This is a genomic window from Cupriavidus sp. KK10 (assembly GCF_018223725.1).
Classification (GTDB): Bacteria; Pseudomonadota; Gammaproteobacteria; order Burkholderiales; family Burkholderiaceae; genus Cupriavidus; species Cupriavidus necator.
The window spans coordinates 4078565-4103505 of sequence record NZ_CP073677.1 but is presented as its reverse complement, the minus strand read 5'-3'; the positions used below and the strand labels follow the sequence as shown (position 1 = coordinate 4103505).

Genomic DNA, 24941 nt, shown 5'->3' with positions numbered 1-24941 from the left:
CGGGAGGCTACAGGGGCTCAATGCGGCGCCTCGCAAATGCCGAGTTGCTGTGCCATCAATACAAGCTCGGCAAAGGTGCGCGCCTTCATCTTGCGCATGGCCTGGCCGCGATGAATTTTCACTGTGACCTCGCTGATACTTAGCTCGCTGGCGATCTGCTTATTCAGCAGACCGGCCACCACCATGCGCATGACCTCGGCCTCACGCGGCGTCAGGCTCTGGTAGCTGGCTCGCAGTTCATCCAGCTTACGCATGCCATGGCGGCGATGCTGATCCTTTTGCAAGGCGGCGGCCACGGCATCGAGCAGGTCCTGCTCGCGGAATGGCTTCGCCAGAAAATCCTCAGCACCAGCCTTCATAGCGGCAACGGTCATGGGGATGTCGCCGTAACCAGTCATAAAAATGATTGGGACCTGGATGCCCATTTGGGACAGCCGGGCCTGCAGGTCCAGGCCACTCTGCCCGCGGAGCCTGACGTCGAGCAGAAGGCAAGTGGGCGCGTCCGGGAACGCGAATGCTAGCAGTTCGGCAGCGGATGCGAACAGTGCGACGCGCATCCCGACTGATCGGAAGAGGTTCTCCAACGCGCCGCGAAGCATCGCGTCGTCATCAACGATCAGCACCATCGCTTCATCCCTCGCACTGGTGTCCGCGGTTACGAAGCTGTTGATTGTCAAAGTCTATCTCCAGTGCACTCATCGGTGCGCGGGGTCTGGGCAGGCCCACTCTCGCCACCATGACCTGACCCCGCAAAACTCTCCATTACATCACATAACCGGGATCATGGACTACTTATACCATGGGGTTAGTTCAGTGTGACTGTAGGCGGCTGCCCCGGCGGCCGGCCAGTTTGCAGGCTAACGAACCCGCACGCAGCCCCAATGCCTTCCTACGCCCCAAAGGGTTGGCGAAGCCACTCCCTATTTGCTGTAGCACAGCCTGGCGGCTTCGCGATGAAACCAAGGCAGCGGACGGCTAATACGAATCGACAATAGCGACGGCCGACAGCGCCGACTATTCTTCCCTCAGGTTGCGTTCCGGACACAAACGCCGGTCGCGGCCCTTGTGCCAAGCCGCCCCGACGCGGCTCTGCCCTGGCGGTGATGCCACGGCAGCCTTACTCTCGCCCCCCCAAACAGGAGCAACGCAATGTCGAACCCCAAGCTTGAAGTCCTCACCCCGCAAAACAGCCAGCTGATCTTCATCGACCACCAACCGCAGATGGCGTTCGGCGTCCAGTCGATGGACCGCCAGGCGATGAAGAACAACGTCGTCGGCCTGGCCAAGGCGGCAAAGATCTTCAATATCCCGACGACGATCACCACCGTCGAGAGCGAGTCGTTCTCTGGCTTCACCTATCCGGAACTGCTCGACGTGTTCCCGGACCAGAAGACGCTGGAGCGCACCTCGATGAACTCGTGGGACGACCAGAAGGTGCGCGATGCGCTCAAGGCCAACGGCCGCAACAAGGTGATCGTGGCCGGCCTGTGGACCGAGGTCTGCAACACCACCTTCGCGCTGTGCGCCATGCTCGAAGGCAACTATGAGATCTACATGGTGGCCGACGCTTCGGGCGGCACCAGCAAGGAAGCCCACGACTACGCCATGCAACGCATGGTGCAGGCCGGCGCCGTGCCGGTGACCTGGCAGCAGGTGCTGCTGGAATGGCAACGCGACTGGGCCCACCGCGACACGTATGACGCCGTGATGAAGCTGGTGAAGGAACACTCCGGCGCCTATGGCATGGGTGTCGACTACGCCTACACGATGGTCCACAAGGCCGCCCAGCGCACGGCTACGGGGCACGAATCCATCGCCCCGGTGCCCGCACGCTAAACAGCTGATCAGGAAGAAGATAGTCATCGGCCTACGCACGATTTCCGTGCATAGGCCGATGCAACCAGCGATCTCATTCATCCAGGATTTCGAGCCAACTTTCAGCTAGCCCTAACCATGCAAATAGAACACACCCAGGAACAAGGTCACAACATCGATGCATCGCGCCGGCAACTGCTGGTAGGCAGCACTGTTGGCGCCGCGGCCGCATCGGTGGCGTCGCTTGCCGCACTGACGCCCACGGCCGCGGAAGCCGCGCCGGCCAGCAGCCGCGCCACGAATCAGGGCCACTACGTCACGACCAAAGACGGCACGCGCATCTTCTACAAGGACTGGGGCACGGGCAGCCCGGTGGTGTTCTCGCACGGCTGGCCGCTCAATGCCGACGCCTGGGACGCCCAGATGCTCTTTCTGGTCCAGAAGGGATTCCGGGTGATCGCCCATGACCGTCGCGGCCATGGCCGTTCGGACCAGCCCGCGCAGGGCAACAACATGGACACCTACGCCGACGACCTGGCCGCGCTGCTGGACGCCCTCGACATCAAGGGCGCCACGCTGGTCGGCCACTCCACCGGCGGCGGCGAAGTGGCGCACTACATCGGCCGTCATGGCACGAAGCGCGTGGCCAAGGCGGTGCTGATCGGCGCGGTGCCGCCTATCATGCTCAAGACCGCGGCCAATCCGAACGGCCTGCCGATGGAAGTGTTCGACGGCATCCGCAAGGGCGTGGCGGAAAACCGCTCGCAATTCTACAAGGACCTGACCACGCCGTTCTTCGGCTTCAACCGGCCCGGCGCCAAGGTTTCGCAAGGCACCATCGATGCGTTCTGGGCACAGGGCATGACCGGTGGCCTCCTGGGCCAGTACGCCTGCATCAAGGAATTCTCGGAAGTGGACTACACCGGGGACCTGAAGAAGATCACCGTGCCGACGCTGATCCTGCATGGTGACGACGACCAGATCGTGCCCATCGACAATTCGGCCCGCCTGTCGGCCAAGATCGTCAAGAACGCCACGCTCAAGGTATATCCAGGTGCATCGCATGGCATGTGCGTGATCAACGCCGACCAGGTCAATGCCGACCTGCTGGCCTTCCTGAACGCATAAGCCGAGATGTCCATTACCCGCCGGCACTTCATCGCCTCGGCTGCCGCCCTCGGTGCGGCAGCCTCTTCGGAACTATTCGCCATGTCACCGAACCCGACTCCCGACCTCATTCTCGTAAACGGCAAGTTCGCCACGCTCGACCGTGCCAATCCGCAGGCCGACGCCGTGGCCATCCAGGACGGCCGCTTCGTCGGGGTGGGTACGCGCCAGGACATCATGAAGCTGGCAGGAACGCAGACCAGGGTGATCGACCTGAACGGCCGGCGGGCCATTCCCGGGCTGATTGACAGCCACATGCACATCATCCGCGGCGGCCTGAACTACAACATGGAGTTGCGCTGGGACGGTGTGCGTTCGCTGGCCGATGCGATGCGCATGCTCAAGGATCAAGTGGCACGCACCCCCGCACCGCAATGGGTGCGCGTGGTGGGCGGCTTCACTGAGCACCAGTTCGTGGAAAAGCGCCTGCCGACCATCGACGAACTGAACGCCGTGGCGCCCGACACTCCCCTGTTCATCCTGCACCTCTACGACCGCGCCATTCTGAATGGCGCCGCACTGCGTGCCGTTGGCTACACCAAGGACACGCCGAACCCTCCGGGCGGCGAGATCGTGCGCGATGCACGCGGCAATCCCACCGGCCTGCTGCTGGCCAAGCCCAACGCGACGATCCTCTACGCCACGCTGGCCAAGGGCCCGAAGCTACCGCCCGAGTACCAGAAGAACTCGACGCGCCACTTCATGCGCGAGGTGAATCGCCTGGGCGTGACCGGCGTGATCGATGCGGGCGGCGGCTACCAGAACTATCCCGAGGACTACAGCATCATCGAGGAACTGCACAAGGAAGGCCACCTCACGGTGCGCCTGGCCTACAACCTGTTCACGCAGAAGCCCAAGGAAGAGCTGAGCGACTTCAAGACCTGGACGTCGACCGTGAAGCCAGGCCAGGGCGATGACCTCTATCGCCACAATGGCGCCGGCGAAATGCTGGTCTACACGGCGGCCGACTTCGAGGACTTCCGTGTCGAGCGCCCCGACATGGCGCCGTCGATGGAAGCCGATCTGGAGCCGGTTATCCGCCTGCTGGCCGAAAAGCGCTGGCCGTGGCGCCTGCATGCGACCTATGACCAGACCATCACGCGCGCGCTCGACGTCTACGAGAAGGTCGCCAAGGACATCCCGTTCAACGGCCTGAACTGGTTCTTCGACCACGCCGAGACGATTTCCGACCGCAATATCGACCGCATCGCCGCGCTCGGTGGCGGTATCGCCGTGCAGCACCGCATGGCGTACCAGGGCGAGTACTTTGTCGAGCGCTACGGTGCCAAGGCCGCCGAAGCCACGCCGCCGATCAAGAAGATGCTGGAGAAGGGCGTCAAGGTCGGCGCCGGCACCGATGCCACGCGCGTGGCCTCGTACAACCCGTGGGTCTCGCTGTACTGGCTGACCACGGGCAAGACCGTCGGCGGCATGTCGATGTATCCACAGGCCAACCTGCTCGATCGCGAAACGGCGCTGCGCCTGTGGACCGAGGCCAACACGTGGTTCTCATCCGAAGTGGGCAAGAAGGGCCAGATCAAGGTGGGCCAGCTGGCCGACCTGGCCGTGTTGTCGGCCGACTACTACTCGGTGCCCGGCGACGACATCCAGGACATCACGTCGGTGCTGACCGTGCTCGGCGGCAAGGTGGTCTATGGCGACAGCGAATTCGGCAAGCATTCGCCCGAAATCCCGCCCGCGATGCCCGACTGGTCACCGGCCCGCCATGGCAGCCAGTACCAGCCGCGCCCGCAGGCCCAGGCGCGCGCACTGGCGCTGAACACCGCGTGCGGCTGCGCCAGTTCGTGCGGCGTGCATGGCCATGCACATGCCAATGCGTGGACCTCGAGCGTGCCGACGTCGGACGAAAGCACGTTCTGGGGCGCGCTGGGCTGCTCGTGCTGGGCATTCTGATCTACGTTGACCACATCGGAGAGCGGCCATGACCATCTCGACGCCCCCGCTAGCCACGGCCGGCAACAACACGCACCGGCTGCCCCGCTGGCTGCGCTGGATCGCCCTGCTTTTGCTGTGCGCAGCCTACCTGCAGGGCGGATTGGTCAAGCTGTTCGACTTCTCCAGCGCAGTGACAGAGATGCAGCACTTCGGCCTGTCGCCCGCCGTGCCGCTGGCTGCGGCGACGATTGCGCTGGAGCTTGGTGCGTCGGCAATGATCCTGACCGGCTTCTGGCGCTGGCTAGGCGCACTGGCGCTGGCGGCGTTCACGCTGATGGCCACGTTCCTGGCCAACCGGTTTTGGAGCGCACCGCCCGAGGCGCAGTTCATGATGGCTAACGCGTTCTTCGAACATCTGGGCCTGGTGGGTGGGTTCCTGCTCGTGGCGTGGGATGACCTTCGCACGCGGAGACAACCATGACGCAATCTGCCATCTCGGCGGCCAAGCCTGCATCGGGAGGCACGTTTGCCCCGCTGGCCCAGCGCACGTTTGCGGTACTGTGGGTGGCCACGATCCTCGGTAACATCGGCAGCTTCATGCGGGATGTGGCCAGCGCATGGCTGGCAACCGATCTTTCCACTTCACCGGCAGCGGTCGCCACGATCCAGGCGGCTGCCACGCTGCCCGTCTTCCTGCTAGCGATTCCGGCCGGTGTGCTCTCCGACATCCTCGACCGGCGCCGCTTCCTGATCGTGATCCAGATCGGACTGGCCATGGTCAGCGGCACGCTGATGCTGCTGGCGTGGCGCCAGGCGCTGACGATCGAAATCCTGATTGCGCTGGCGTTCGTCGGCGGTGTGGGTGCGGCGATGATGGGGCCCACGTGGCAGTCGATCGTGCCCGAGCTCGTGCCGCCGAGCACGCTGCGACAGGCCGTGGCGCTGAACTCGCTGGGCGTGAACGTCGCCCGTGCGATTGGACCGGCTACCGGGGGTCTGCTGCTCGCGGCATTCGGCGCGGCTGCCACGTATAGCGCAGACCTGCTCAGCTATGTGTTCGTCATCGCTGCGCTGATCTGGTGGAAGCGTCCCGAAAAGCCAAGCGATCCACTGCGCGAACACTTCTTCAGCGCTTTCAGAGCAGGCTTACGCTTCACGCGCGCGCACAGCAAGCTGCACGTAGTATTGGCGCGCGCCGCCGTGCATTTTGCCTTCGGCAGCGGCGTATGGGCGTTGTTGCCGCTGGTGGCCCGTCAGCTGTTGCATGGCGGCGCCGGCCTCTATGGTGTGTTACTGGGCGCAGTGGGCGCTGGCGCGATCCTTGGCGCGCTGACGATGTCCAGACTGCAGCAGCGGCTCGATGCAGATGGCATGGTGCTGTTGTCCGCGATCGTCACGGCGGTCGTCATGGCGGCGCTGTCGAGCGCACCACCCATATGGCTGGCATTGCCGCTGCTATTGCTGCTTGGCGCGGCATGGATCATGGCGCTGACCACGCTCGGCGGCGCGGCGCAGGCGATCCTGCCGAACTGGGTTCGCGGCCGCGCGCTGGCGGTCTACCAGATGGTGTTCAACGGCGCGCTGGCCGGTGGCAGCCTGGTCTGGGGCTTTGTGGCGCAGGCACTGGGCACACCGCACGCGCTGCTGATCGCCGCGGCGGGGCTGGTCGTTACCGCGCTGATCCTGCACCGCATGCGGCTGCCGGGCGGCGATGAAGACCTCGGTCCCGCACGTCACTGGCCCGAACCGGAGATGGCCGGCGAGATCGCGCAGGACCGTGGTCCGGTGATGATCCTGATCGAATACTGCATCCCGCCCGCCAACCGCGATGCGTTCCTGCATGCGGTCCACAAGCTGTCGGAAGAGCGTTTGCGTGACGGTGCGTTCAGCTGGGGCGTGATGGAAGATCCGGCCAATCCCGAACTGCTGACCGAATGGTTCCTGGTCGAGTCGTGGGCCGAGCACCTGCGCCAGCACCAGCGCGTACCGCATGCCGATGCCGATGTGCAGCGCGACGTAGCCAGCTTCCACGTGGGCGCCGAGCCGCCCCACGTAAGACACCTGCTCGGCCTGGGCTTGCCGCCGGCGTGACGTCGCACCGATTTCCCCCTCTCCAACCTTGTCACATATGAAGCTCTATCTCATCTCCCTTGGCGCCGGCATCCTGGTCGGCATTATCTATGCACTGATGCAGGTCCGCTCGCCTGCGCCGCCCGCAATTGCTTTGATCGGGCTGCTGGGCATGCTGATTGGCGAGCAGGTTGTGCCGCCGGTCAAGCGCATGCTGGCCGGCGAGCCAGTCACCATTGCATGGTTCCGCGGCGAATGCGTCCCGAAGATTACGGGTACACCGCCCAATGCGGACACGGCCGTTGAACCGTCGGCATCCCTCCCCGCGCGTAGCAAGGAAGGGAACCAATAACAGCATGAGTCGCTCCCGAAAGCAGCCCGAAGCACTTGCCAGCCGTACTAACGCAATCGCGCCCCGGCGCATTCACGTCGCCCTGGCAGCGTCTTTGTCCGCGGCCGCGGCACCTGCCGTGGCGGACAACAACGTCGCGATCTATGGTCGGCTGAACACGGCAATCGAGTATGTGACCGTGACCACCGCAACCGACGGCACCAGATTGGGCAATACGGCGCGCCTCACGAATAACCGCTCTGTGTTCGGCATGCGGGGCGAGGAACAGTTGGCCAATGGGATCAAGGCGATCTGGCAAATCGAAAGCGCCCTGTCGGTTGACAACGGCGCTGGGCAAATCGCCGCGCGGGATACCCGGCTCGGCCTTCAGAGCCCGTACGGCACCCTCTTCATGGGCAACTGGGACACGCCATACACAAGTGCAACCAAGAGCTACGACCCGTATTACGCCACCACTGCGGGTTACATGGCGCTGATAGGCAATGGCGCTGCGTCTACCAGCGACAATGTCCAGAACACCAGCTCATTTGATCGACGGCAGAAGAACTCGCTGCACTACCAGTCGCCGACGTGGCACGGCTTGAGCGGCGCCATTGCCTGGGGATTGCCGGAGGAAAAGACCACGGTGCCGCGCAATCCAGCGTTGTATTCCTTTGCCACGGCCTATGGTCACGGCAACCTGAACCTGACGCTTGCCTATGAAATCCACCAGCACTATCAGACCAGCGGACGCAACGACGACGCAATCAAGGCAGGAGTTTCCTACCAGTTCCCATCGACGCGCATCAGTGCCCTGTATGAACGCCTGCACTATCGTACCGCCACCGGAGACCTTACGCGCAATGGCTACTATGTCTCGCTGATACAGGAGTTTGGCCCCGGCAGCATACGCGCCGGCTTCGCCTTTGTCGGCGATGGCACCGGCACAGCTATGGAAACGATTGGATCCGTCCGAAGTGGTTCGGATACCGGCGCATTTCAGGTGACCGTCGGCTATGACTACCCCCTTTCCAAGCGAACCGCGCTATACGCCTACTACAGCCGCATCAACAACCGCAGCAATGCGAACTATGACTTCGCCATCAACAACCTCGGTATCAAGGCTGGCGCAGACCCGCAGACGTTCGCCATTGCGATGCGGCACAGCTTCTGACCGTCCGCTGACCAACCAACGTGAGAGACCGCATTGACACCCACACAGCTTCCTGACGCCGGTCGCCGCGCGGATCTTTCAGGACCGGCGTTCGGCTGCATCCTGGCCTTCGTCGCCGGCTATGTAGACGTGGTCGGGTTCATTTCACTATTCGGCCTGTTTACTGCGCACGTGACAGGAAACTTCGTGATGATCGGCGTCGACATCGCCGGTGATTCTGCGGGCCTGCTCGCAAAACTGCTTGCGCTTCCGACTTTTGCCTTGGCGGTTGCCGCCGCCAGGCTGACCGAGTCACGCATCGTACGGGACAAACAATCGGCACCCTCGCTGTTGCTGTTTGCCGAGGCCTTGGCGCTGGTTCTCTTCATAGTTGCAGGGTTCCACGCCTCTCCCATTTCCGATCCAAGTACGCCTGCAGCCGTCGGCGCCGGCATGCTTGCCGTAGTGGCCATGGGTATTCAGAACTCACTGTCCCGGACGTCCTTGTCAGACCTCGGCCCCACCACGATCATGACCGGAAATACGACGCAAATTATCATCGACCTGGTGGACCTGCCATCCGCATCTGAGGCGGAAGACAAAGCCATACGCGGTCGGCTCAAAAAGATGGTACCGGCGCTCGCGGGTTTCGCATCGGGCGCCGCTCTCGGCGCCCTTGGCTATTCGATGCTTTCGCTCTGGTGTGTAATGCTGCCAGCCGTATTGCTGACGGCGCTCAGTTTCCTGACTTGGCGCAATGGCGCGAACAGCCTGCAGAAGTGAATTGGCAGACGTGTGAATTCGAGACGCCCTCGCCTTCCTCGGTTCACCGCTCTCACATCGCCGCTACCAGTGCCGAACTGAGCAAACAGCATTCCAAAGTCCGCGACCAGGCCGAAGACCCAGCCAGCTGATATGACTCCCGGTGTCAATCGAGATTGGTTTGGTTCAGTTTCACAGTTCCATATTGAGGGGGCCCAATTTCCTGAGGGCGACGTAGCAGTAAGTCTCGACGGTGGATCAGGCTGATATCCGCGGGTTGGCTACCGCATTACAGAGGTCCGCCCAATGAGCCTGCCGCTATCTAATGCCGCAAGTCGGATGAAGTCCGTTGCCTAGCTGGAGCGCGGGTTGCTCGTGGTGCCGGGCTACGCCGCCTTCAGGAAACTGAGATGTTGCTAGGTGCTGGGTTACGTTGCCTCGTTCGGTTCGGCAAGCGACATCGCAAGCCGGCTGATGTCCCAGATGAACCCGCTCAGTTCGCGGGCCACCGCGACCACCGCAATGTTCGGGTTCTTGCCGCGTGTGGCAAGTTTCCGATAGCGCCGGCACAGTCGAGTCTGGGCGTCCCAGGACCGGTCAACGATGGCCTTAGGGATGCCTTCGTGCCGGCGCTGAATCTCGGGGCTCACGCGTGCGGGGTGCCAGTAACTCCAAGCGGCTTCGATCAGTAGCTTTCTTGCATAGCTATTGCCGTTCTTGGTGATGCTGCCCCGCCGTCGTTTTTCTCCCGATGAGTGTTCAGCGGGTGTCACCCCGAGCCAGGCCATCAGTTGGCGCGGATGGACAAAGCGCGAGAGATCGCCCAACTCGGCGAGGATGCCTATCGCCGTGGTGAACTGCACACCGCGCATGGCCTGCAGCCCCAGTACGGCCGGATAGAAGTGCCAGTTGACCACGGCTTCGCGCAAGGCCGCTTCGAGACGGTTGCATTGGGCGAGCCGATCCTCGATGGTCCGTCGATATTCGTCAAAGGCAAGTTGTTGCCACACGGCGTCGAACGCAAAGGCACTGATCCAGCGCCGGTGCGCCGGTCCCCAGTCGGCTCTGCCGGTGTAGCGAACACCGTGCGAGAGCAGAAAAGCTTTCAGCCTTTGTTGGGCCCGCTTCAGATCGTCCTTGGCGCTGACCCAGGCGCGTGACAGATCCCGGAATGCTTCGTCTTCGACGCTGGGCACGTACACGGCCGAGAGGTCACCGGCGCGCAGCGATCGCACGAGCTTGACCGCATCGCGACGATCGGTCTTGACGCGCTCGCCGGGCTTCTTCGGGATCAGCGACGGCGCGCACACCATGCACTCGAATCCCTTCCCTGCAAGCTGCCGGTAAAGGCCATATCCGCATGGGCCCGCCTCGTAGACGATGCGGATCCGGCGCGCTTTGGACTGCAGGCGCTTGCACAGGCGATCGATATCGGCCTTTGAAGTACCGATCTTGCTAAGCAGCTCGACCTCACCCATGCCGATTGCATAGGCGACCGTGATCGAGTCCTTATGGACGTCAAGACCTACATACAAAGTGCTATCGTGTTCCATGCTGGCCTCCGCGCTGGAAATCGCCGGGTGTGGCACTGTCCACACCATGCGGCTCTGGCAGTGATGCTAACCCGCGTTTGATTCCTCGCGGCGGGCCAGCCCTCTTGCCCCCAGGGGAGTCATACTGACTAATACGAACAGACAATGGCCACATCCTGCATCGCCAATTAATCTCTCCTGGCTTTGCAGGATCACGACACGCTGCAACTGACATTGACCTCAATCGGCGTTTGGAAGCCTGTCCGGTCACCTTGCTGTACGGGTCCGGAGTTCGCCCCCAAACAAGTGGTCGGCCATAGCCAGGTCCTGTGTAGCCGGATCAGTGCACTGTGCGACGGACAGTCCTGCGCATCCTGCGCGGGGAAGGGTGACTCATCGGCTGCCCCCTCTGGTTTCGCATCCGTGTACTGATCGCCGGCACGAAGCCCCCCAATCTCCTTCACCAACAAGAAGAATCACGATGAACAGAGACACTCTCACCACGGCTGCGGGCGCACCGGTCACCGACAATCAGAACTCCCAGAGCGGCGCCATTTCGACGCAGCTATGCATGTAATACCTTGGTATGACACGGACAGAATAGCTGGCTGCCTCACTATCGCGGGGGGACTGATTTTCCTGGCCAGCGTGACTTCATCGCAACGTAGCGTGGGACGTGCACCCGAGGAATCGGCGATACCATCGTATGATAGGGTGTGCACAGGTTCGGCGTTACTCTTCCAGCAGAGCAATGCCGGCGCTCAGCGCGTGTTCAAGGAGTCAGTGTGATAGCTCGCCCCACGATCGCAATAGTTGACGACGATGTCGCCGTCCGAAATGCCATGGGGGGGCTGCTGCGTTCGCTCGATTTTGGCGTGCAGTTGTTCGGAGGCGGCCAAGAGCTACTGCGGTGCACTTCGCTGCCTTGCATGTCCTGCGTGATCACGGACGCGCAAATGCCCGGCATGGACGGCTTCGCTTTGATAGAGGCCTTGCGCGCACGCAATCTCGATATGCCTGTCATTTTCATGACAGCATTTGCGCATGAGGGATTCGATCAGCGTGCCAAGGCAATGGGTGCGACGTGCGTTCTTTACAAGCCATTTCAGGACACGGACATGATCCGATGCATTGAAAAAGCAATTCGTCCTCGCAAGACGGACTCTCCTCCATCGTGAGTGTGTCGTGCAGTGGATCGATGAGACGTCCTTACATCACCTTCATCCTCTGCACGCTGCCCGACGCCGTCCCTACGCTATGGTTGCGGTTCCAAGCTGTCTAGGCTGCAGCCGGATGGCAGGCTGCTCATCAGCTTCGGACTCAGAGGGAAGCAGCACGAGACCGAGAGTTTGCGCAAGAAGCACCAGATCGGCGAAACTCCGAGCTCTCATTTTTCGCATTGCCTGGCATCGATGAACTTTGACAGTCACCACGCTGATGCACATGGCGGCGGCAATCTCCTTGTTTGTCAAACCTGATGCGGCATGCGCCATGACCTCACTCTCCCGCGGCGTCAGGGAACGGAAGCAGTCGCGCACTGCAGCCAATCGGCACAAGCGCTCACGCCGCGAGCCCTCCTTCTGTAGTGCCTCCGTGACGGCATCGAGCAGTTCCTGTTCACGGAACGGCTTGGAAAGAAAGTGTTCTGCCCCCGCCTTCATGGCAGCAACCGTCATCGGAATGTCCCCGTAGCCGGTCATGAAGATGATGGGAATATGAATGCCGAGCTCTGCCATGCGGGCTTGCACATCCAAGCCACTTTGCCCCTTCAGGCGCACATCGAGAACCAGGCAACAAGGCGCATCTGGGAAGCCGAAGGCAAAAAGCTCGGCCGCCGATCCGAGCAGCACGGCGTGGATGCCGACTGAACGAAATAGGCTTCCCAGCGCGTTTCGGACCTGCAAGTCATCATCGACAACAAGGACCACCGCGTCGTCCTGCGGCGCTGATTCGGCGCGCATCGGTAATACAGCAGTCACGGTAGGGCCCTCCACGTAGCATCGACATCAGAGGCGCGATCACCCCATGACTCCATGTGGGGAGATACGACGCACCCGACAGCAATGTAGTGTTACGCCAGCCCTTTGGCTTGAACGCGTGTGCGCTCCATTGTCTTTTTGTGCTCAGCGCGGGCCAGATAATGGCTGGCAAGTGCTGGCACCAGGCGTGCCTAGTCCTGCCGACCGCTCCGCCAGTCACCCGGCGTGAGGCCAAGCTTCTTAGAGAAGCTGCGTGTGAGATGGCTCTGATCCGCAAAGCCGCACGACGCGGCAATCCCAGCTATCGGCAAGTCCGTGGTGCGCAGCAGTGCCGCCGCGCGCTCGAGGCGACGCTCCAGCAGCCATTCATGCGGTGTTTTGCCGGTACTCTGCCGAAATGCCCGGGAAAAATGACTTCGGGACAATTGACACGCATCCGCAACCTCGGCAATGGACACGTTTCCGTCGTCCAGCCGCGCCGCGAGGAACTCCTGCGCCCGCGCAAGTATGCGAGGCGAAAGTCGGCCAATGGAGGGAATGCGTCCCCGATTGACACCTCCATAGTGTTCGACCAGGTATGTGCCGATCACGTGTCCGAGTTGATCGATAAACAACCTGCTCGCGCCTTCAGGCCGCGCGAGCGCGGGTAAGAGTGCCTGGGCGAGATGGGCCAGCACGGCGTCCGTCTGCGCCGCGGCATGCCGCAGTTCAAGACCTGCGGGGCAGCCAAGTTCCAGGGCTGTACGCTCCATGAAGGGGCGCGGCAGTTCGATGAGTACGAAATCAAACGTCCCATACATGTCCGCCTTGTAGTCATCCTGGAAGTTCCGCAGATAGATGGAACCTGCCTCGAATGCATGCATGTTCGCCTGATTCGGACGAAAAATGCGTCGACGATGGCCTTCCATCAGAGAGACGCCAACCAGAAACCCTCGTGCTGAAGCTGGGGTCACTACCTGACTCATCCGCTCAATCACGGAACTCTTGCGGTAGAAATTGAGATCGCCGGCGGCAAGCGCCTGATCGTATCGCAATGCCTCCGACAAGCACCCCAATGAGTCGCGCTGAATGGCCGGCTTGGCAGATTCGTGAGTAGATGTGGAGAGTCGCATGGCCAGGTAGTCATGATCGTCGCGCCAAGCCAGACACGACCGGGCGACCTTGCGTTACTGAAAATACCATTGACGCTGGCAGCTCGAAAAGCGCCCGCCTTCCTGCAGTCAGACGACTGCCTGGAGAACATACTATCATCGCCAACTCCGAAGGAATTAAGGCTGCTGATATCGCCCCCCGATCTTCAAGCAGATCGCGACATGCTTGCCGGCCTGGATGCCGAATACGTTACAGACGCGCCAAGCGTGTAGGCCAGTCATACCAGAAGACGATGGAAACTGTGGGCTCATCCGAATAAAGTGCACAAGCCCCAAGTCAACATTTGGCCGCGCTAGCCCGGCACTTGAGACAGACACGGGATGAGCAAACACGGAGATTCCATGAATGGCAACATCTGCTTAAAGACGGCCCAGCTCCAGGCAGCGGCCCATGCCAATGAACAAGACGCGACGTTGTGGCGCTGGTTCTCAGATCAGATGGAAGACCAGATGATGAGCTGCGAACGCAAAAGGGGAGACTGGATCATTTGCGTGGCCGGTCGCGAACTGGCGCGTGACCCGTCCTTCGACCTGGCGGTTCGCGCCGCTCACTTCCTTTGCCGCGCACTGAAAGCCTTGTAGACGAGCCGGTGACGATGTACGCGCTGCGGCTCACAGGGTCGACAATTGGCGCTCTTGCCGCTGCCGGCACCCATTAAGGCCATCGCCTAGTACAACGAGGCAGTACTTTACGGCTGCCGCCGCTACTTCGAAGCTCTCGACGTGGCGTATCGCCGGTGGCCGGTTGCACTTCTTCGGCGGCCACTCTGGCCATCCGGCTTCACCCAGTGCCTTGCATACGCACATGTGATTGGGCGGTCTACGCCGGTCGTCCATTCGTAGGAACCTGCTCTCTATTTGTCGCGCTATATCGCTCGCGCGGCGATTTTCAACAAACGGCTGGTCACCCAGCGACCTTAACAAGGTACGCACTTGCAAGACGATGACGCTCGACGCCGCGGAACTCATGTTGCGCTTCTTCCAAGGGCGATGGACCCACCAGGACAGGGTTCTCTCGCGTCTCGACGAACGGAATTCAATTTTTTTGAATAACTATTGCGGAGATAGGCCGCTCTCTGGGATGTGTCGATCGGTATAGTTCTGCACATGGACAGCGCAACAACGCAGTGTTGCGAATTCGCGCCGGCAACCAAAACTCAAATCGTTGAATCAAATTTTTTGGAGAGAAATCATGTCGAACGCCAAGCTGGAAGTCCTGACCCCGCACAACAGCCAACTGATCATCATCGACCATCAGCCCCAGATGGCCTTTGGCGTGCAGTCGATGGACCGCCAGACCATGAAGAACAACGTCGTGGGCCTGGCCAAGGCGGCCAAGATCTTCGACGTGCCGACCACCATCACCACGGTGGAGAGCGAGTCGTTCTCCGGCTATACCTACCCAGAGATCCTGGACGTGTTCCCCGGCAAGGAAACGCTGGAGCGCACCTCGATGAATTCCTGGGATGACCAGAAGGTGCGCGACGCGCTGGCCGCTGATGGCCGCAAGAAGATCGTCGTGGCAGGCCTGTGGACCGAAGTCTGCAATACCACCTTCGCCCTGAGTGCGATGCTCGAAGGCGACTATGAAATCTACATGGTGGCCGATGCCTCGGGCGGCACGACCAAAGAAGCCCACGACTACGCGATGCAGCGCATGATCCAGGCCGGCGTGGTACCGGTGACTTGGCAGCAGGTGCTGCTCGAATGGCAGCGTGACTGGGCACACCGCGATACCTATGACGCCGTGATGAAGCTCGTCAAGGAACACTCTGGCGCCTACGGCATGGGCGTGGACTATGCCTACACGATGGTCCACAAGGCCGCGCAACGTACTGCAACCACGCACGAGTCGATCGCGCCCGTGCATGCGCCAGTGATTGAGAACTAAACAACTCCAGTCTGCGCCGAAAGCTTTCTGTAGTTTTCGGCGCCATACAACCTTCGGCTGCAACGCCGCCACGGCTCACTGAAAAATGACACACGACAAGAAGATCGCCACAAAGTGGGAAATGGCGGCGTTTGCATTCCTTACCGGCTTTAATGCACACGCCCACACGTCTTCGTCACTGGGCGTTCTCTCAGGCACCCTCGCCGTTTGCGCGCTGATTGCGCGGGCCATGCATAGCTGGGCAGAACAGCCCTTTAACGCGAGCGCCGCTCCCTGGTAAGAAAAGCGCAGTCCTACGGCCACACTTTCATTTCATCCCCCAAAACCCTGCTTCCCGGACGTTTCCCATGGACACCCCATTTCACCAGTTTTCTGACCTGTTCGCCCAGCTCGGCTTGCCATCCAGCAAAGCGGACATCCTTGCGTTCATTGCAAAGCATTCGCCGTTACCGCAAGACATCAATCTTTGGGAAGCACCATTCTGGACGCCGGCCCAGGCAGCCTTGCTGCGCGACGAATTTGACGAGGATGCAGACTGGGCACAGGCCGTGGACCAATTGAATCTTGCGTTGCGCACAACTGCTTGACGGAACGGTGCTGGAGACCTGCTCCAATTCCTGACTGAGGCCAATGCTGTTGCTGCACGGAACCGGTGTATTGACACGAATGCTGCTCCGCTCGCCGCAGGACCCGGCGGCGGTCGAACAGTCGCCGCGCTGTTTGTTTCAGTCTTGTAGCGGTCAAGCAACCCAGGTCCAGGCCACCGACAAGACAAGCGCAACAGCAACGCCTGGTACGGTGGCCCCGACTTCCTTCGTTTCCGAACCCGAAGCCCCATCTGCTTTGCCAAAGGAGAAAGTGAAGAAGACCAGCAAGTAGTAAAGCGCGTCCTCTACCGCAAATGCCATGGCCGAGAGGAAAAATCAGTCGTATCTGTCCCCAGGGACTGCTCAAACTGCGGCAACGCTCCGTATCAGTTCCTTGCCCTGATTCAGCACGTTGCCGATTGCCACGCCTACTTCCCACCACTGGAAGGCTTCGGCGGGGAGGCAATGCTGGTGCATCAACACTGACGCTCCCCGAGGCGTTAACTCTGGGTCTACCCATGCTGCGGCATTCACGCCAGACAGTACGACAGGCCGGCTGTCATTGACATCGGTTAGACCTCCTTTGGCATCGTCGGTAATGAGGACAAAACCTGCCCCCTCAGGCTGAACGGATACGCCAGGTGCCCAATATGCCAAGGCTGCTAGGAAACAAGGTCCATCTTTGCGACCGGTTTTGGGGTTCTCTGTTCTTCAGGCCTCCGGCCAGTTGGCGCGGAGAAGGAGCTAGGGCAATGCGCCCTGGCGACTGGATTTGCCGAAAAATAAAGTTCGTGGTTGGGCCGCTCGAGTACTACGGCACACGTGCATTGAGCCATGCAGCCTCCGTCATTAAACGCTGGCCAAGTGCCCGGATTCGTCCACGCGCTCGCCGCGCGCACTGCGGTGCGCTGTGAGGCGTCGGCATCCGTTGGATGCCTCGACGAACTCGCCGAAAAATGAAGTCAATCTCATTCTCAGTGAAGTCGCCATAGTTGCGGTAGGCGGTGCGCATTTCTCTTAGATACGCCTCCAGCTCGACCTCCGCCGCCAATGCCAGCGAGTTAGCTAGCAGCGACCGCGAATGCAAGCGCAACCAGCGACGCCGCCAAGGCTTGTAACCCTCGTCGTCCATTTGACCCCCGATACCCGAGCGCCACCTCCATATGCGACCAAGGCGACAGTAGCCATGACCAGATACCTGTGTGGTGCAATATTTGCAATCCATCATAGGCCGCTGCGGCGTGAGCAGCAATCGACAATGCCCGAAAATGGGTCCCACTAACGAGGGGGGCGGGGGAATCTAAAATGTCCACTGAGATGTCGCATGAACCCGACAACCTCGGTCGCTCCATTCAAATCAACTCGTTGTTAGGGCACGCAAGCAATGAGGCCAATCAGGTCCTGATTTCGCAGAACCAGCGGCGCACGTTCGGGAATTGTTCCCGGCAACTCTCAACTATCTCGTTTGACGGCCTGTTCACTCGGCGGTTGTATAAGACGACAGCGGAAATGTAAGTCGACTTTCAGTCGTGGCTGCATCTAAACGTTCCTCAGAACCATATTGCTGCGAGCGTCATGGCGAAGTTTGGGCTGCGTTTCAAGATTGAACGGTCCGCATGCCTAGCAATTTGCTTCGGCTTGCCTTACTCTTAAACAGCTTGGTTGGGTATCTCCGCAACAGCTGCAATCTCCTTCTCTGCGTGGTCGAAAGACCGATTGATAGTGCCCGCTGAGGTTCGCGCCTCACGGGCCTTCTTTTTGCCAGGCTGATTGAGCTTGATGCAAGCTCTACCAATGAATTCGTCAATCGAGTCGCCGGCACATGCAATGCGTTCTCGCGCCGAAGCGTCGAACGAACTCCTTCGATAGCTGCATTTCTTGCGGCATCTCGCCGACGGCGGTGAGTGTGAACCCAAAGCGGGCAAAGAATGCGGGATATTCAGACGTGAGCACCGCAGCCTTGGTGCAGCCATGGGCGCGGGCACGCATCAAGACAGCCCCGACAAGATGAGTGGCAACCTGGTGGCCCCGACACTCCGCTAGAACCGCAACGGATTGGATGATGACCGTCTCGCCATATATTTCACCGCAGGCGCAACCGATTACCTTTTCCCCTAGGACCGCCAGACTGAAGAGGCGGGACAAGTGGTCCATATCGCTGATGGGCAAACCGCAGGAGTGGAGCACCTGCGAGACGGCCTGCATATCTGCAGGGACGGCTGCCCGGATTCGCATGTCTTTTATCATTCTTTTTATCCTGGCCTCCCGACGTGCGTACGACCGATTGAGCGTATCACCTCACAAAGGTGCGCCGTGCATCCGCGCGTCTTCCCGATTTGCTATATCGGCCAGTGTCATACGTCAATGACTGAGGAATATACTGTCACATTTTCTGCCTCTTCATCAAAAGGCGGTCCTGCAAACCACAATAAAAGTCCCCCGAAAGCGCGTCGTGCTAAAGGCTCGCTCTTCTAGACAGTATGTCCTAGTGGAGATAAATTCTTTCACCCGACTGAGTCATCAATGTTCTTCAACGCACATTGCCACTCTTAACTCTGATATAAGTCGGATTAATTTCACATCATAATATCGACGAAGGGCCACATAACAGTTTGCAAGCACTCACTGCGATGAAGAAATAGGAATCTACATTGAGCGCTGCGGAGCCGCGGGTGATGCTCCGGAACGTCTAGTGCGCATCATCGCAAAAATATAGCTGCCAGCCTTACTGGACAAGGAATACAGCCTGATTGGGATGTGCTGAGCACCTATTTATTTGTGGTTTTCGCAGTTATGTATTTTTCATTGCCACTTCCTCAATATCGGGCGCCCCACCCGCCTTACAAATACTTAAACAAATTCATTCCCTGAATCTGCATAAACGACTGCTGCGCCCCCTGCAGCGCTGTCTGCCGCTGGTAATACTCGGTGATCGCCTTCGCGTAATCCAGATCCTGCAGCCCCGACAGCGTCTGCGCATAGGTCAGGTCGCGATTGGACCCCACGTCGTCCAGCGCATCCAGTTCATTCATGCGCGAGCCCACCGATGCGCGCACGGTCAGAACGTTGTCGAGCGAGTTGGAGAACTGGCGCGTGGCGGTGGAGATGACGTTGCCAAGATGGGCCCGATCGCTGTTGTTGGGGGTGGGCTGGCGCAGCGTGTCGATCACCGTCTGCAGGTTGGCGAACATGTCGGTGCCGGCCTTGCTGGCGGGATCCATGGTCATGGTGTCGCCGTCCTTGGGGTCGCCGGTCACGTTGAAGCTGACGCCGGCGACGTCGATATGGGCTGGCGACGTGTAGGCAACGGGGCCCTTCACGACCGGTGCGGGGGTCGTGCCTGCCGACAGGTCGGTGATGGTGTATTCCATCTGGCCGCTGGCATTGGTCGCAAACTTGACCTCCATCGAGAGCCCATAGTTGGGATCGCTGGGGTTCGTGGTCGACACCGTGCCGAACGTGGCGCTGCCGGTGTTGTTGGCATTGCCCTTGACAACATAGCCGGCGCCGCCGGTCACGCTCATGAACACTTCCCGCCCGGTGTTGCCGGCGGGCATCTGGCGCGCCACATCGACCTGCAGCAGTTGCTGGCCGTTGTCGCCGATGTAGGTGCCGGGGCCCGTGCTCTGCGTGAACGGCGCGCTGCCGGAGCGGGTGCCGCCGAACAGGTACTGGCCGTTGCCGTCGTCGGAGTTGGCCAGTCCCGCCAACTGGTTATACAGGCCTTCCAGCGCCGTGGCCAGCGAGCCGCGGTCGGCATCGCTCATGGTGCCGTTGCCGGCCTGGACCAGCAGCGTCTGGATGTTCTGCGTGACGGTGGTCACGGACTGCAGCGCGTTCTCTTCCGCGGCCAGCGCGATATTGGCCTGCTTGCGCGAGGTTGCGTACTGGCCGTTGACGGCCTGTGCCTGGCTCACGCCCAGCGCGCGGGTGGCGCCGACGGGATCGTCGGACGGCGTCAGGATGCTGCGGCCGGTGCCGAGCTGCTGCTGGATATGCAGCAGCGAGCCCTGCTGGTAGTTCATCGAAGCCAGGCCTTGCTGGTACAGGGTGGAGCTTGCAACGCGCATATTGGTTACCTCTTCTGACTCTGCTGACGCTTTTGGGTGCCGCCGCTTACCTGCCGATGCCGATGATGGTGTCGAACAGCGTGCCGGCCGTCTGGATCACCCTGGCATTGGCCTGGTACAGCTGCTGGAAGCGCAGCATCGACACAGTCTCCTCGTCCATGTTGACGCCGGACACCGATTGCTGCGCGGTCTTGATCTGCGTGGTGATGCTGTCCTGCGAGGCCGAGGCGATCTTGACCGACTTGGCGCGCGTGCCGACGTCGTTGACCAGCTGCGCGTAGCCTTCGCTGAAGCTGGACACGCCGCCGATAGTCTTGGCGTTCTGCAGCTTGGCCAGCGCCAGCATGTTGCCGTTGTCCTTGACCGCGCCAGCGTTGCTGACCAGCGTGAAGGTGTCGCCGGCCTTGGGCGTGCCGCCGAAGCTGAAGGTCAGGCCGTTGAGGGTGAAGTCGGTATTGCTGCCGTTGGCTACGCCCACCGGCTGTGGCGCCATCACGGTGCCGCCAACCTTGAAGACGTACTTGTTGAGGCTGCCGTCGAACTCGGCAGTGATATTGGCGGCCGGCAGTGTAAAGCCGGGCGCGACGTTGCTCAGGCTTGCCGTGCCGCTGCCCTTGTTCAAGGCTCCCGCTTCGACGTGTGCCGGCGATGCCGCGGCGATCCTGGCCGGGTCGCTGATCGCCATGTCGAAGCCGGTGGCGGCATTGCGCGTGGGCTGGATCGTGAACGAATCGTTGGTGCCCATCGCCGCATTGATCTCGACGGTGAAGCCGTCGGCGCTGAACTGCAGCGGATAGCTGGCGCCGCCGGCGGGCACCGGCGCGACCACTTGCTGGTTGTCGGAGAGGCGCGTCAGCGTGTAGTTGGTGCCGTCGAACTGCAGCTTGTAGTCGCTGGTGGTCAGGGCCGAGGCATTGGCGATCTTGGCCGTTGCCACCGTGGTTTTCACGGTGTTGTTGGCGTTGGGGATGGCGGTGGCACCACCCAGTGCAAACATGTCGGTGCCAATGGCGCCGTTCAGGTCAATGCCCAGCTCGTGCTGCGCATTGAAGCTCTGGCCGATCGCCAGCGACAGCCGGCCGATGGCGCTCTGCGCCGCGTCCAGGGATTCGGTGCGGAACTGCAGCAGGCCGCCCAGCGAGCCGCCGGTGATCGCGCCCGGCTCGCTCTCGAACACATTGCCGTTGGGCAGGGTATAGGCCACCACGGTACGGTTGGGATCGGCCGCCGAGGCAACCGCCTTCAGCGCGTACGCGTCATTGCCCATCACCAGCGGCTGGCCGTTACCGACGAAGACGTTGTAGGTGCCGCTGTCCTGCACCACCACCTTGGCGCCGACCAGCTTGGTCAGCTCCGCCACGGCCTGGTCGCGCTGGTCCAGCAGATCGTTGGGCGGCTGGCCGCCGGAGGCAGCCTTCAGGCGGGTGATTTCCTGGTTCAGGTTGGCAATCTGCTTGGTATACGCGTTGACCTGCGTGACGGCGGTGCCGACCTGCTCATTGACGCCCGCTTGCAGCTGCTTGAAGTAGTTGCTGGCCGAGCGCACCTGCCCCACCAGCGCCTGTCCGGCCGATAGCATGCCCTGGCGCGCTGCCGGATCGGCGGGGGTGTCGGCCACGGCCTGCACCGCCGCGAAGAACTTCTGCATCAGCGGCGCCAGGCCGCCCTTCTGGTCGGCGAGCAGGTTGTCGATCTGGGCGATCTGGTCCGAGTACGCCGCCAGCGATGCGCTGGCCGAGGTGGCGCCGCGCAGCTGGCCGGTCAGGAACTCGTCATAGACGCGGATCACCGTGGTGGTGTTGGAGCCGAAGCCATAGAAACCCTGGCTGGTGTACTGGCCGCCGGCCGAGGCCACGATGGTGTTCTGGCGCGAATAGCCTTCGGTCGCCGAATTGGCAAAGTTGTGGCCGGTCGTCGTCAGCGCGTTCTGCGCGGTGTTCAGGCCGGAAAGACCAATACTGAAGAGAGACATTGTGCTCTGACCCCGGATGGATGGGACTGCCGCGGCGAGGGCCGGCGGTGGTGGATGTGGAAGTTATCGGCTGGTTGGGGGCGGGACTTTAGGTGTGGAAGTGGCGTTCTCCAGATCCTGCAGGTTTGCTCCCCTTATATGAACACCGCCCGGATGCCAAGGTTTGGGTTAAGTGTTTTGACGTGTTAGGTATCGGCTGCGGTCTTATATCCGGCCTTGTGCGGTGATATGACCGCGGCCTCGATGGAAGTAGCTAGGAACGTCCTAATCTCTCATGGCGGGCTTGGTGGCCCAATGGGGTGGGGCGACGTGCCAGCAGGGCTTCAGCCCAGGCCGGCCGTTTTCTGGATCGGGTCAGCACGATGCGAGCCCCATGGATGAGCAGGCGCCGCAGGTATGGGTCGCCCCGTTTGCTGATCCCGCCCAACTGTACTTTGCCGCCAGAGCCCGACTGTCTTGGCACCAGACCCAAGCTTGCCGCGAAGGCTCTGCCTGAGCGGAAGGCTTGGGCAGAGCCCATGGTCGCCACCAGGGCCGAGGCGGTAATCGGACCAATGCCCGGAATCTCTTCGACGGTCTGCCCCGCGGGATGGCTGCGCAGCCAGTTGGCGATCTCGCGCTCTATTTCCAGGATTTGCTCATCCTCACGCCGGATTTCATCCAGTTGCCGGGCCAAGGCCGACCACAGCACAGGCGGCACGGCGTTCTCAATTTCTTCCCGACGGGCGCGTATTTCGGCCAACCCGGCGTGGCGACCTGCGGTGAAGTGCAGCCCGAATTCGCCCAGCAATCCGCGAAGCTGATTGACTCGCCGTGTACGCGTGTCGACCAGCTCGGAGCGAATCCGGTGCAAGCCCAGCAGAGCCTGCTGGGCCTCAGTCTTTACCGGCACGCTGGGCATCCCCGGTTGGAGTGCAGCCGTCCATATGGCACGCGCATCGGCAGCATCAGTCTTGTTGGTGCGTACGAACGAGCGGACATAGCGCGGATTGAGCATGGTGGCTTGATCCCCAAACTTTGGATCTTGCGCGCCCACCAGTGTGAGCCGCCGCAAGCTTCCAGGGCAAAGTGACCGGCCGGACAGTTGGACAGAAACTGAATCAGCCGGGGCTGGGAGAAGCGTTGGTTATGGATCTGGCCAGTGGAGGGGTCTACCCAATACATCTGGAAAACCGACTTTGCAATATCCAGTCCGTATGTCGTAGCATTCATTCGGGCTCTCCTTACCTCAAGTGATTGGTCGAACTTTCACCTTGGCACATCGATGCCGTCGGTCAAGCGAGAGCCCCTTTGCATTTCCGGCCGAGTGCCTACGCTAGCCCCGAAGGGCGGCGGTGTTCATACCATCTCTCCCGCTTGCGGGAGAGGGGCCGGGGGAGAGGGTAGGCCTGTGCCTCGCGATATCCTCTCTTGCAAGGGACGCTCCTGCCCTCTCCCCCACCCCTCTCCCGCCAGGCGGGAGAGGGGTGCCGCGACCATACGGTGTCAGCTACGGCCGGCGCTAGGGCAACACCCCTGCCCTCAGGCCGCCACCTTCTTCATGATCTTCACCAGCTTGTGCCCGTACGCCGGATCGGTGGCATAGCCCGCGCGCTGCAGGCCATGCGCCGCCTCTTCAGCAGACGCCGCGCTGACCACGCCCGCGTAACGCGGGTTGTTCGTCAGCAGGCGGGCATAGTCGGCACAGGCCTCGTCATACGAGCCATAGGCACGGAACTTCGCCCGCACCTTCTGCGGCTGCCCGTCGACATATTCCGTGGTGGTGATCTCCGCCACGCGCCCCTTCCAGCTGGCGCCGGCCTTGATGCCGAAGACATTGAAGGTGGTAGAGCCGTCGGCGTGCGTGATCTCGCGCTGGCCCCAGCCGGATTCCAGCGCGGCCTGGCCTACGATCAGCCGCGCCGGCACGCCGCTGGCGCGCGCGGCGGCTTCCGCGGGTCCGGCCATGCGGGCGACAAAGGCGCTGACGTGGGCCGGCGCGTCGTCCGGCAGCCGTCCCAGCTTGTCCTCACCCTGGCCGCGGTCCGCGTACCACTGCGGCTGGTACTGGCGCAGGCCGGCCGTGGGATTCCAGTTCTGCCCCGGCACGATGGTACCGAGCGCCGGCAGGTCGGCCTGCTCGCCGGCGTCGGCCGGGACCGCCCCGGCGCCGCGGCTGTCGAGCAGCCTTGCCATCTCGGCATCGGCCGCCTTGCCTGACTCGGCCGGGCTCATGGCGCTCATGCCGGCCGGCATCGCCGTGCCCGTGGCACGCGCCAGCTGGCGCACCATCACATCGGCCAGGCCGATCCCGCGCGACGACATCTGCTGCGCAAGCTGCTGGTCCATCATCGACATATAGAGCTTGCTCTGCTCGTTGTCGAAGAGGCCGTCCTGCGGCGTGGCATCGCGCATGCTCTTGAGCACCATCTGCGTGAACACCGCCTCGAACTGCTTGGCGACGGCTTGCAGCGTATTGGCGTCGGCGCCGCCGCGCGCGCTGTGCTTGAGCGCCTCGAAGCCCTGCGTGTCCAGCGCGAAGCGCTGCGTCAGCTCCGCCGCCTGCGGGGGTCGTGCCGTGTTCAT

21 protein-coding genes and 1 pseudogene are annotated in these 24941 nt (G+C 61.6%); 12 read left to right on the top strand and 10 right to left on the bottom strand.

Annotated features, from left to right (window positions below; genetic code table 11):
- Positions 1–17: 17 nt before the first annotated feature.
- Positions 18–626 (bottom strand): response regulator transcription factor, encoded by a 609-nt coding sequence (locus KB879_RS19165; RefSeq protein ID WP_211982239.1) that lies wholly within the window; start codon positions 624–626, stop codon positions 18–20.
- A gap of 523 nt (positions 627–1149) precedes the next feature.
- On the opposite strand from KB879_RS19165, the gene KB879_RS19160 reads away from it, so the two are divergent.
- From KB879_RS19160 to KB879_RS19125, 8 genes are all read left to right on the top strand, one after another.
- On the top strand, positions 1150–1836 hold the full coding sequence (locus KB879_RS19160; protein WP_013951984.1) for a hydrolase: 687 nt from the start codon (positions 1150–1152) through the stop codon (positions 1834–1836).
- Positions 1837–1953: 117 nt separating this feature from the next.
- Positions 1954–2943, top strand: a complete 990-nt coding sequence (locus KB879_RS19155) for an alpha/beta fold hydrolase (protein WP_013951983.1) — start codon at positions 1954–1956, stop codon at positions 2941–2943.
- 6 nt (positions 2944–2949) lie between these two features.
- A complete protein-coding gene (locus tag KB879_RS19150) occupies positions 2950–4896 on the top strand; it encodes an amidohydrolase (protein WP_371827365.1) in 1947 nt (648 codons plus the stop codon).
- 28 nt (positions 4897–4924) lie between these two features.
- Positions 4925–5359, top strand: coding sequence for a DoxX family protein (locus KB879_RS19145; RefSeq protein ID WP_013951981.1), 435 nt, complete (start codon positions 4925–4927; stop codon positions 5357–5359).
- Complete coding sequence (locus KB879_RS19140) at positions 5356–6969, top strand: MFS transporter (RefSeq protein WP_211979580.1); 1614 nt, start codon at positions 5356–5358, stop codon at positions 6967–6969. Before KB879_RS19145 ends, KB879_RS19140 begins: the two co-directional genes overlap by 4 nt.
- Positions 6970–7006: 37 nt before the next feature.
- Complete coding sequence (locus tag KB879_RS19135) at positions 7007–7300, top strand: XapX domain-containing protein (protein WP_013951979.1); 294 nt, start codon at positions 7007–7009, stop codon at positions 7298–7300.
- Between the two features lie 4 nt (positions 7301–7304).
- Positions 7305–8453 (top strand): porin, encoded by a 1149-nt coding sequence (locus KB879_RS19130; protein WP_013951978.1) that lies wholly within the window; start codon positions 7305–7307, stop codon positions 8451–8453.
- Positions 8454–8486: 33 nt separating this feature from the next.
- Positions 8487–9215 carry a YoaK family protein gene (locus KB879_RS19125; protein ID WP_211979579.1) on the top strand — a complete coding sequence of 243 codons (729 nt, stop codon included), beginning with the start codon at positions 8487–8489 and terminating at the stop codon, positions 9213–9215.
- A 407-nt stretch (positions 9216–9622) separates the two neighbouring features.
- Here KB879_RS19125 and KB879_RS19120 read toward each other — a convergent pair whose 3' ends face one another.
- On the bottom strand, positions 9623–10747 hold the full coding sequence (locus KB879_RS19120; RefSeq protein ID WP_211979578.1) for an IS110 family transposase: 1125 nt from the start codon (positions 10745–10747) through the stop codon (positions 9623–9625).
- 764 nt (positions 10748–11511) lie between these two features.
- Between KB879_RS19120 and KB879_RS19115 the strand changes: the two genes are divergently transcribed.
- The gene (locus KB879_RS19115) at positions 11512–11904 is read left to right on the top strand and encodes a response regulator transcription factor (RefSeq protein WP_041228523.1); all 393 of its coding nucleotides are present in this window, start codon (positions 11512–11514) and stop codon (positions 11902–11904) included.
- Positions 11905–11976: 72 nt separating this feature from the next.
- On the opposite strand, the gene KB879_RS19110 is transcribed toward KB879_RS19115, so the two are convergent.
- Positions 11977–12687: a response regulator transcription factor gene (locus tag KB879_RS19110; RefSeq protein ID WP_211982237.1), complete on the bottom strand. Its 711-nt coding sequence runs from the start codon at positions 12685–12687 to the stop codon at positions 11977–11979.
- Positions 12688–12896: 209 nt separating this feature from the next.
- Complete coding sequence (locus tag KB879_RS19105) at positions 12897–13817, bottom strand: helix-turn-helix transcriptional regulator (RefSeq protein WP_041228522.1); 921 nt, start codon at positions 13815–13817, stop codon at positions 12897–12899.
- A gap of 381 nt (positions 13818–14198) precedes the next feature.
- Here KB879_RS19105 and KB879_RS19100 point away from each other — a divergent pair, with 381 nt between their 5' ends.
- The 3 genes from KB879_RS19100 to KB879_RS19090 all read left to right on the top strand — a co-directional run bounded on the left by KB879_RS19100 (position 14199) and on the right by KB879_RS19090 (position 16334).
- Positions 14199–14438, top strand: coding sequence for a hypothetical protein (locus KB879_RS19100; RefSeq protein WP_013951973.1), 240 nt, complete (start codon positions 14199–14201; stop codon positions 14436–14438).
- A 610-nt stretch (positions 14439–15048) separates the two neighbouring features.
- Positions 15049–15747: a hydrolase gene (locus KB879_RS19095; RefSeq protein ID WP_013951972.1), complete on the top strand. Its 699-nt coding sequence runs from the start codon at positions 15049–15051 to the stop codon at positions 15745–15747.
- 347 nt (positions 15748–16094) lie between these two features.
- The gene (locus tag KB879_RS19090) at positions 16095–16334 is read left to right on the top strand and encodes a DUF2789 domain-containing protein (RefSeq protein WP_013951971.1); all 240 of its coding nucleotides are present in this window, start codon (positions 16095–16097) and stop codon (positions 16332–16334) included.
- A 363-nt stretch (positions 16335–16697) separates the two neighbouring features.
- Here the strand turns inward: KB879_RS19090 and KB879_RS40410 are convergent.
- The 6 genes and pseudogenes from KB879_RS40410 to flgJ all read right to left on the bottom strand — a co-directional run.
- Positions 16698–17003 (bottom strand): annotated as a pseudogene (locus tag KB879_RS40410) (DUF159 family protein); the annotation flags it as partial.
- A 1134-nt stretch (positions 17004–18137) separates the two neighbouring features.
- A complete protein-coding gene (locus KB879_RS19085) occupies positions 18138–18581 on the bottom strand; it encodes a GNAT family N-acetyltransferase (protein ID WP_041228519.1) in 444 nt (147 codons plus the stop codon).
- Positions 18582–19174: 593 nt separating this feature from the next.
- Complete coding sequence (flgL, locus tag KB879_RS19080; protein WP_013951966.1) at positions 19175–20404, bottom strand: flagellar hook-associated protein FlgL; 1230 nt, start codon at positions 20402–20404, stop codon at positions 19175–19177.
- Positions 20405–20450: 46 nt separating this feature from the next.
- A complete protein-coding gene (gene flgK / locus KB879_RS19075; protein WP_211979577.1) occupies positions 20451–22376 on the bottom strand; it encodes a flagellar hook-associated protein FlgK in 1926 nt (641 codons plus the stop codon).
- Between the two features lie 253 nt (positions 22377–22629).
- The gene (locus tag KB879_RS19070) at positions 22630–23373 is read right to left on the bottom strand and encodes an IS110 family transposase (protein ID WP_249221149.1); all 744 of its coding nucleotides are present in this window, start codon (positions 23371–23373) and stop codon (positions 22630–22632) included.
- Positions 23374–23897: 524 nt separating this feature from the next.
- Positions 23898–24941 carry a flagellar assembly peptidoglycan hydrolase FlgJ gene (flgJ, locus tag KB879_RS19065; protein ID WP_211979576.1) on the bottom strand — a complete coding sequence of 348 codons (1044 nt, stop codon included), beginning with the start codon at positions 24939–24941 and terminating at the stop codon, positions 23898–23900.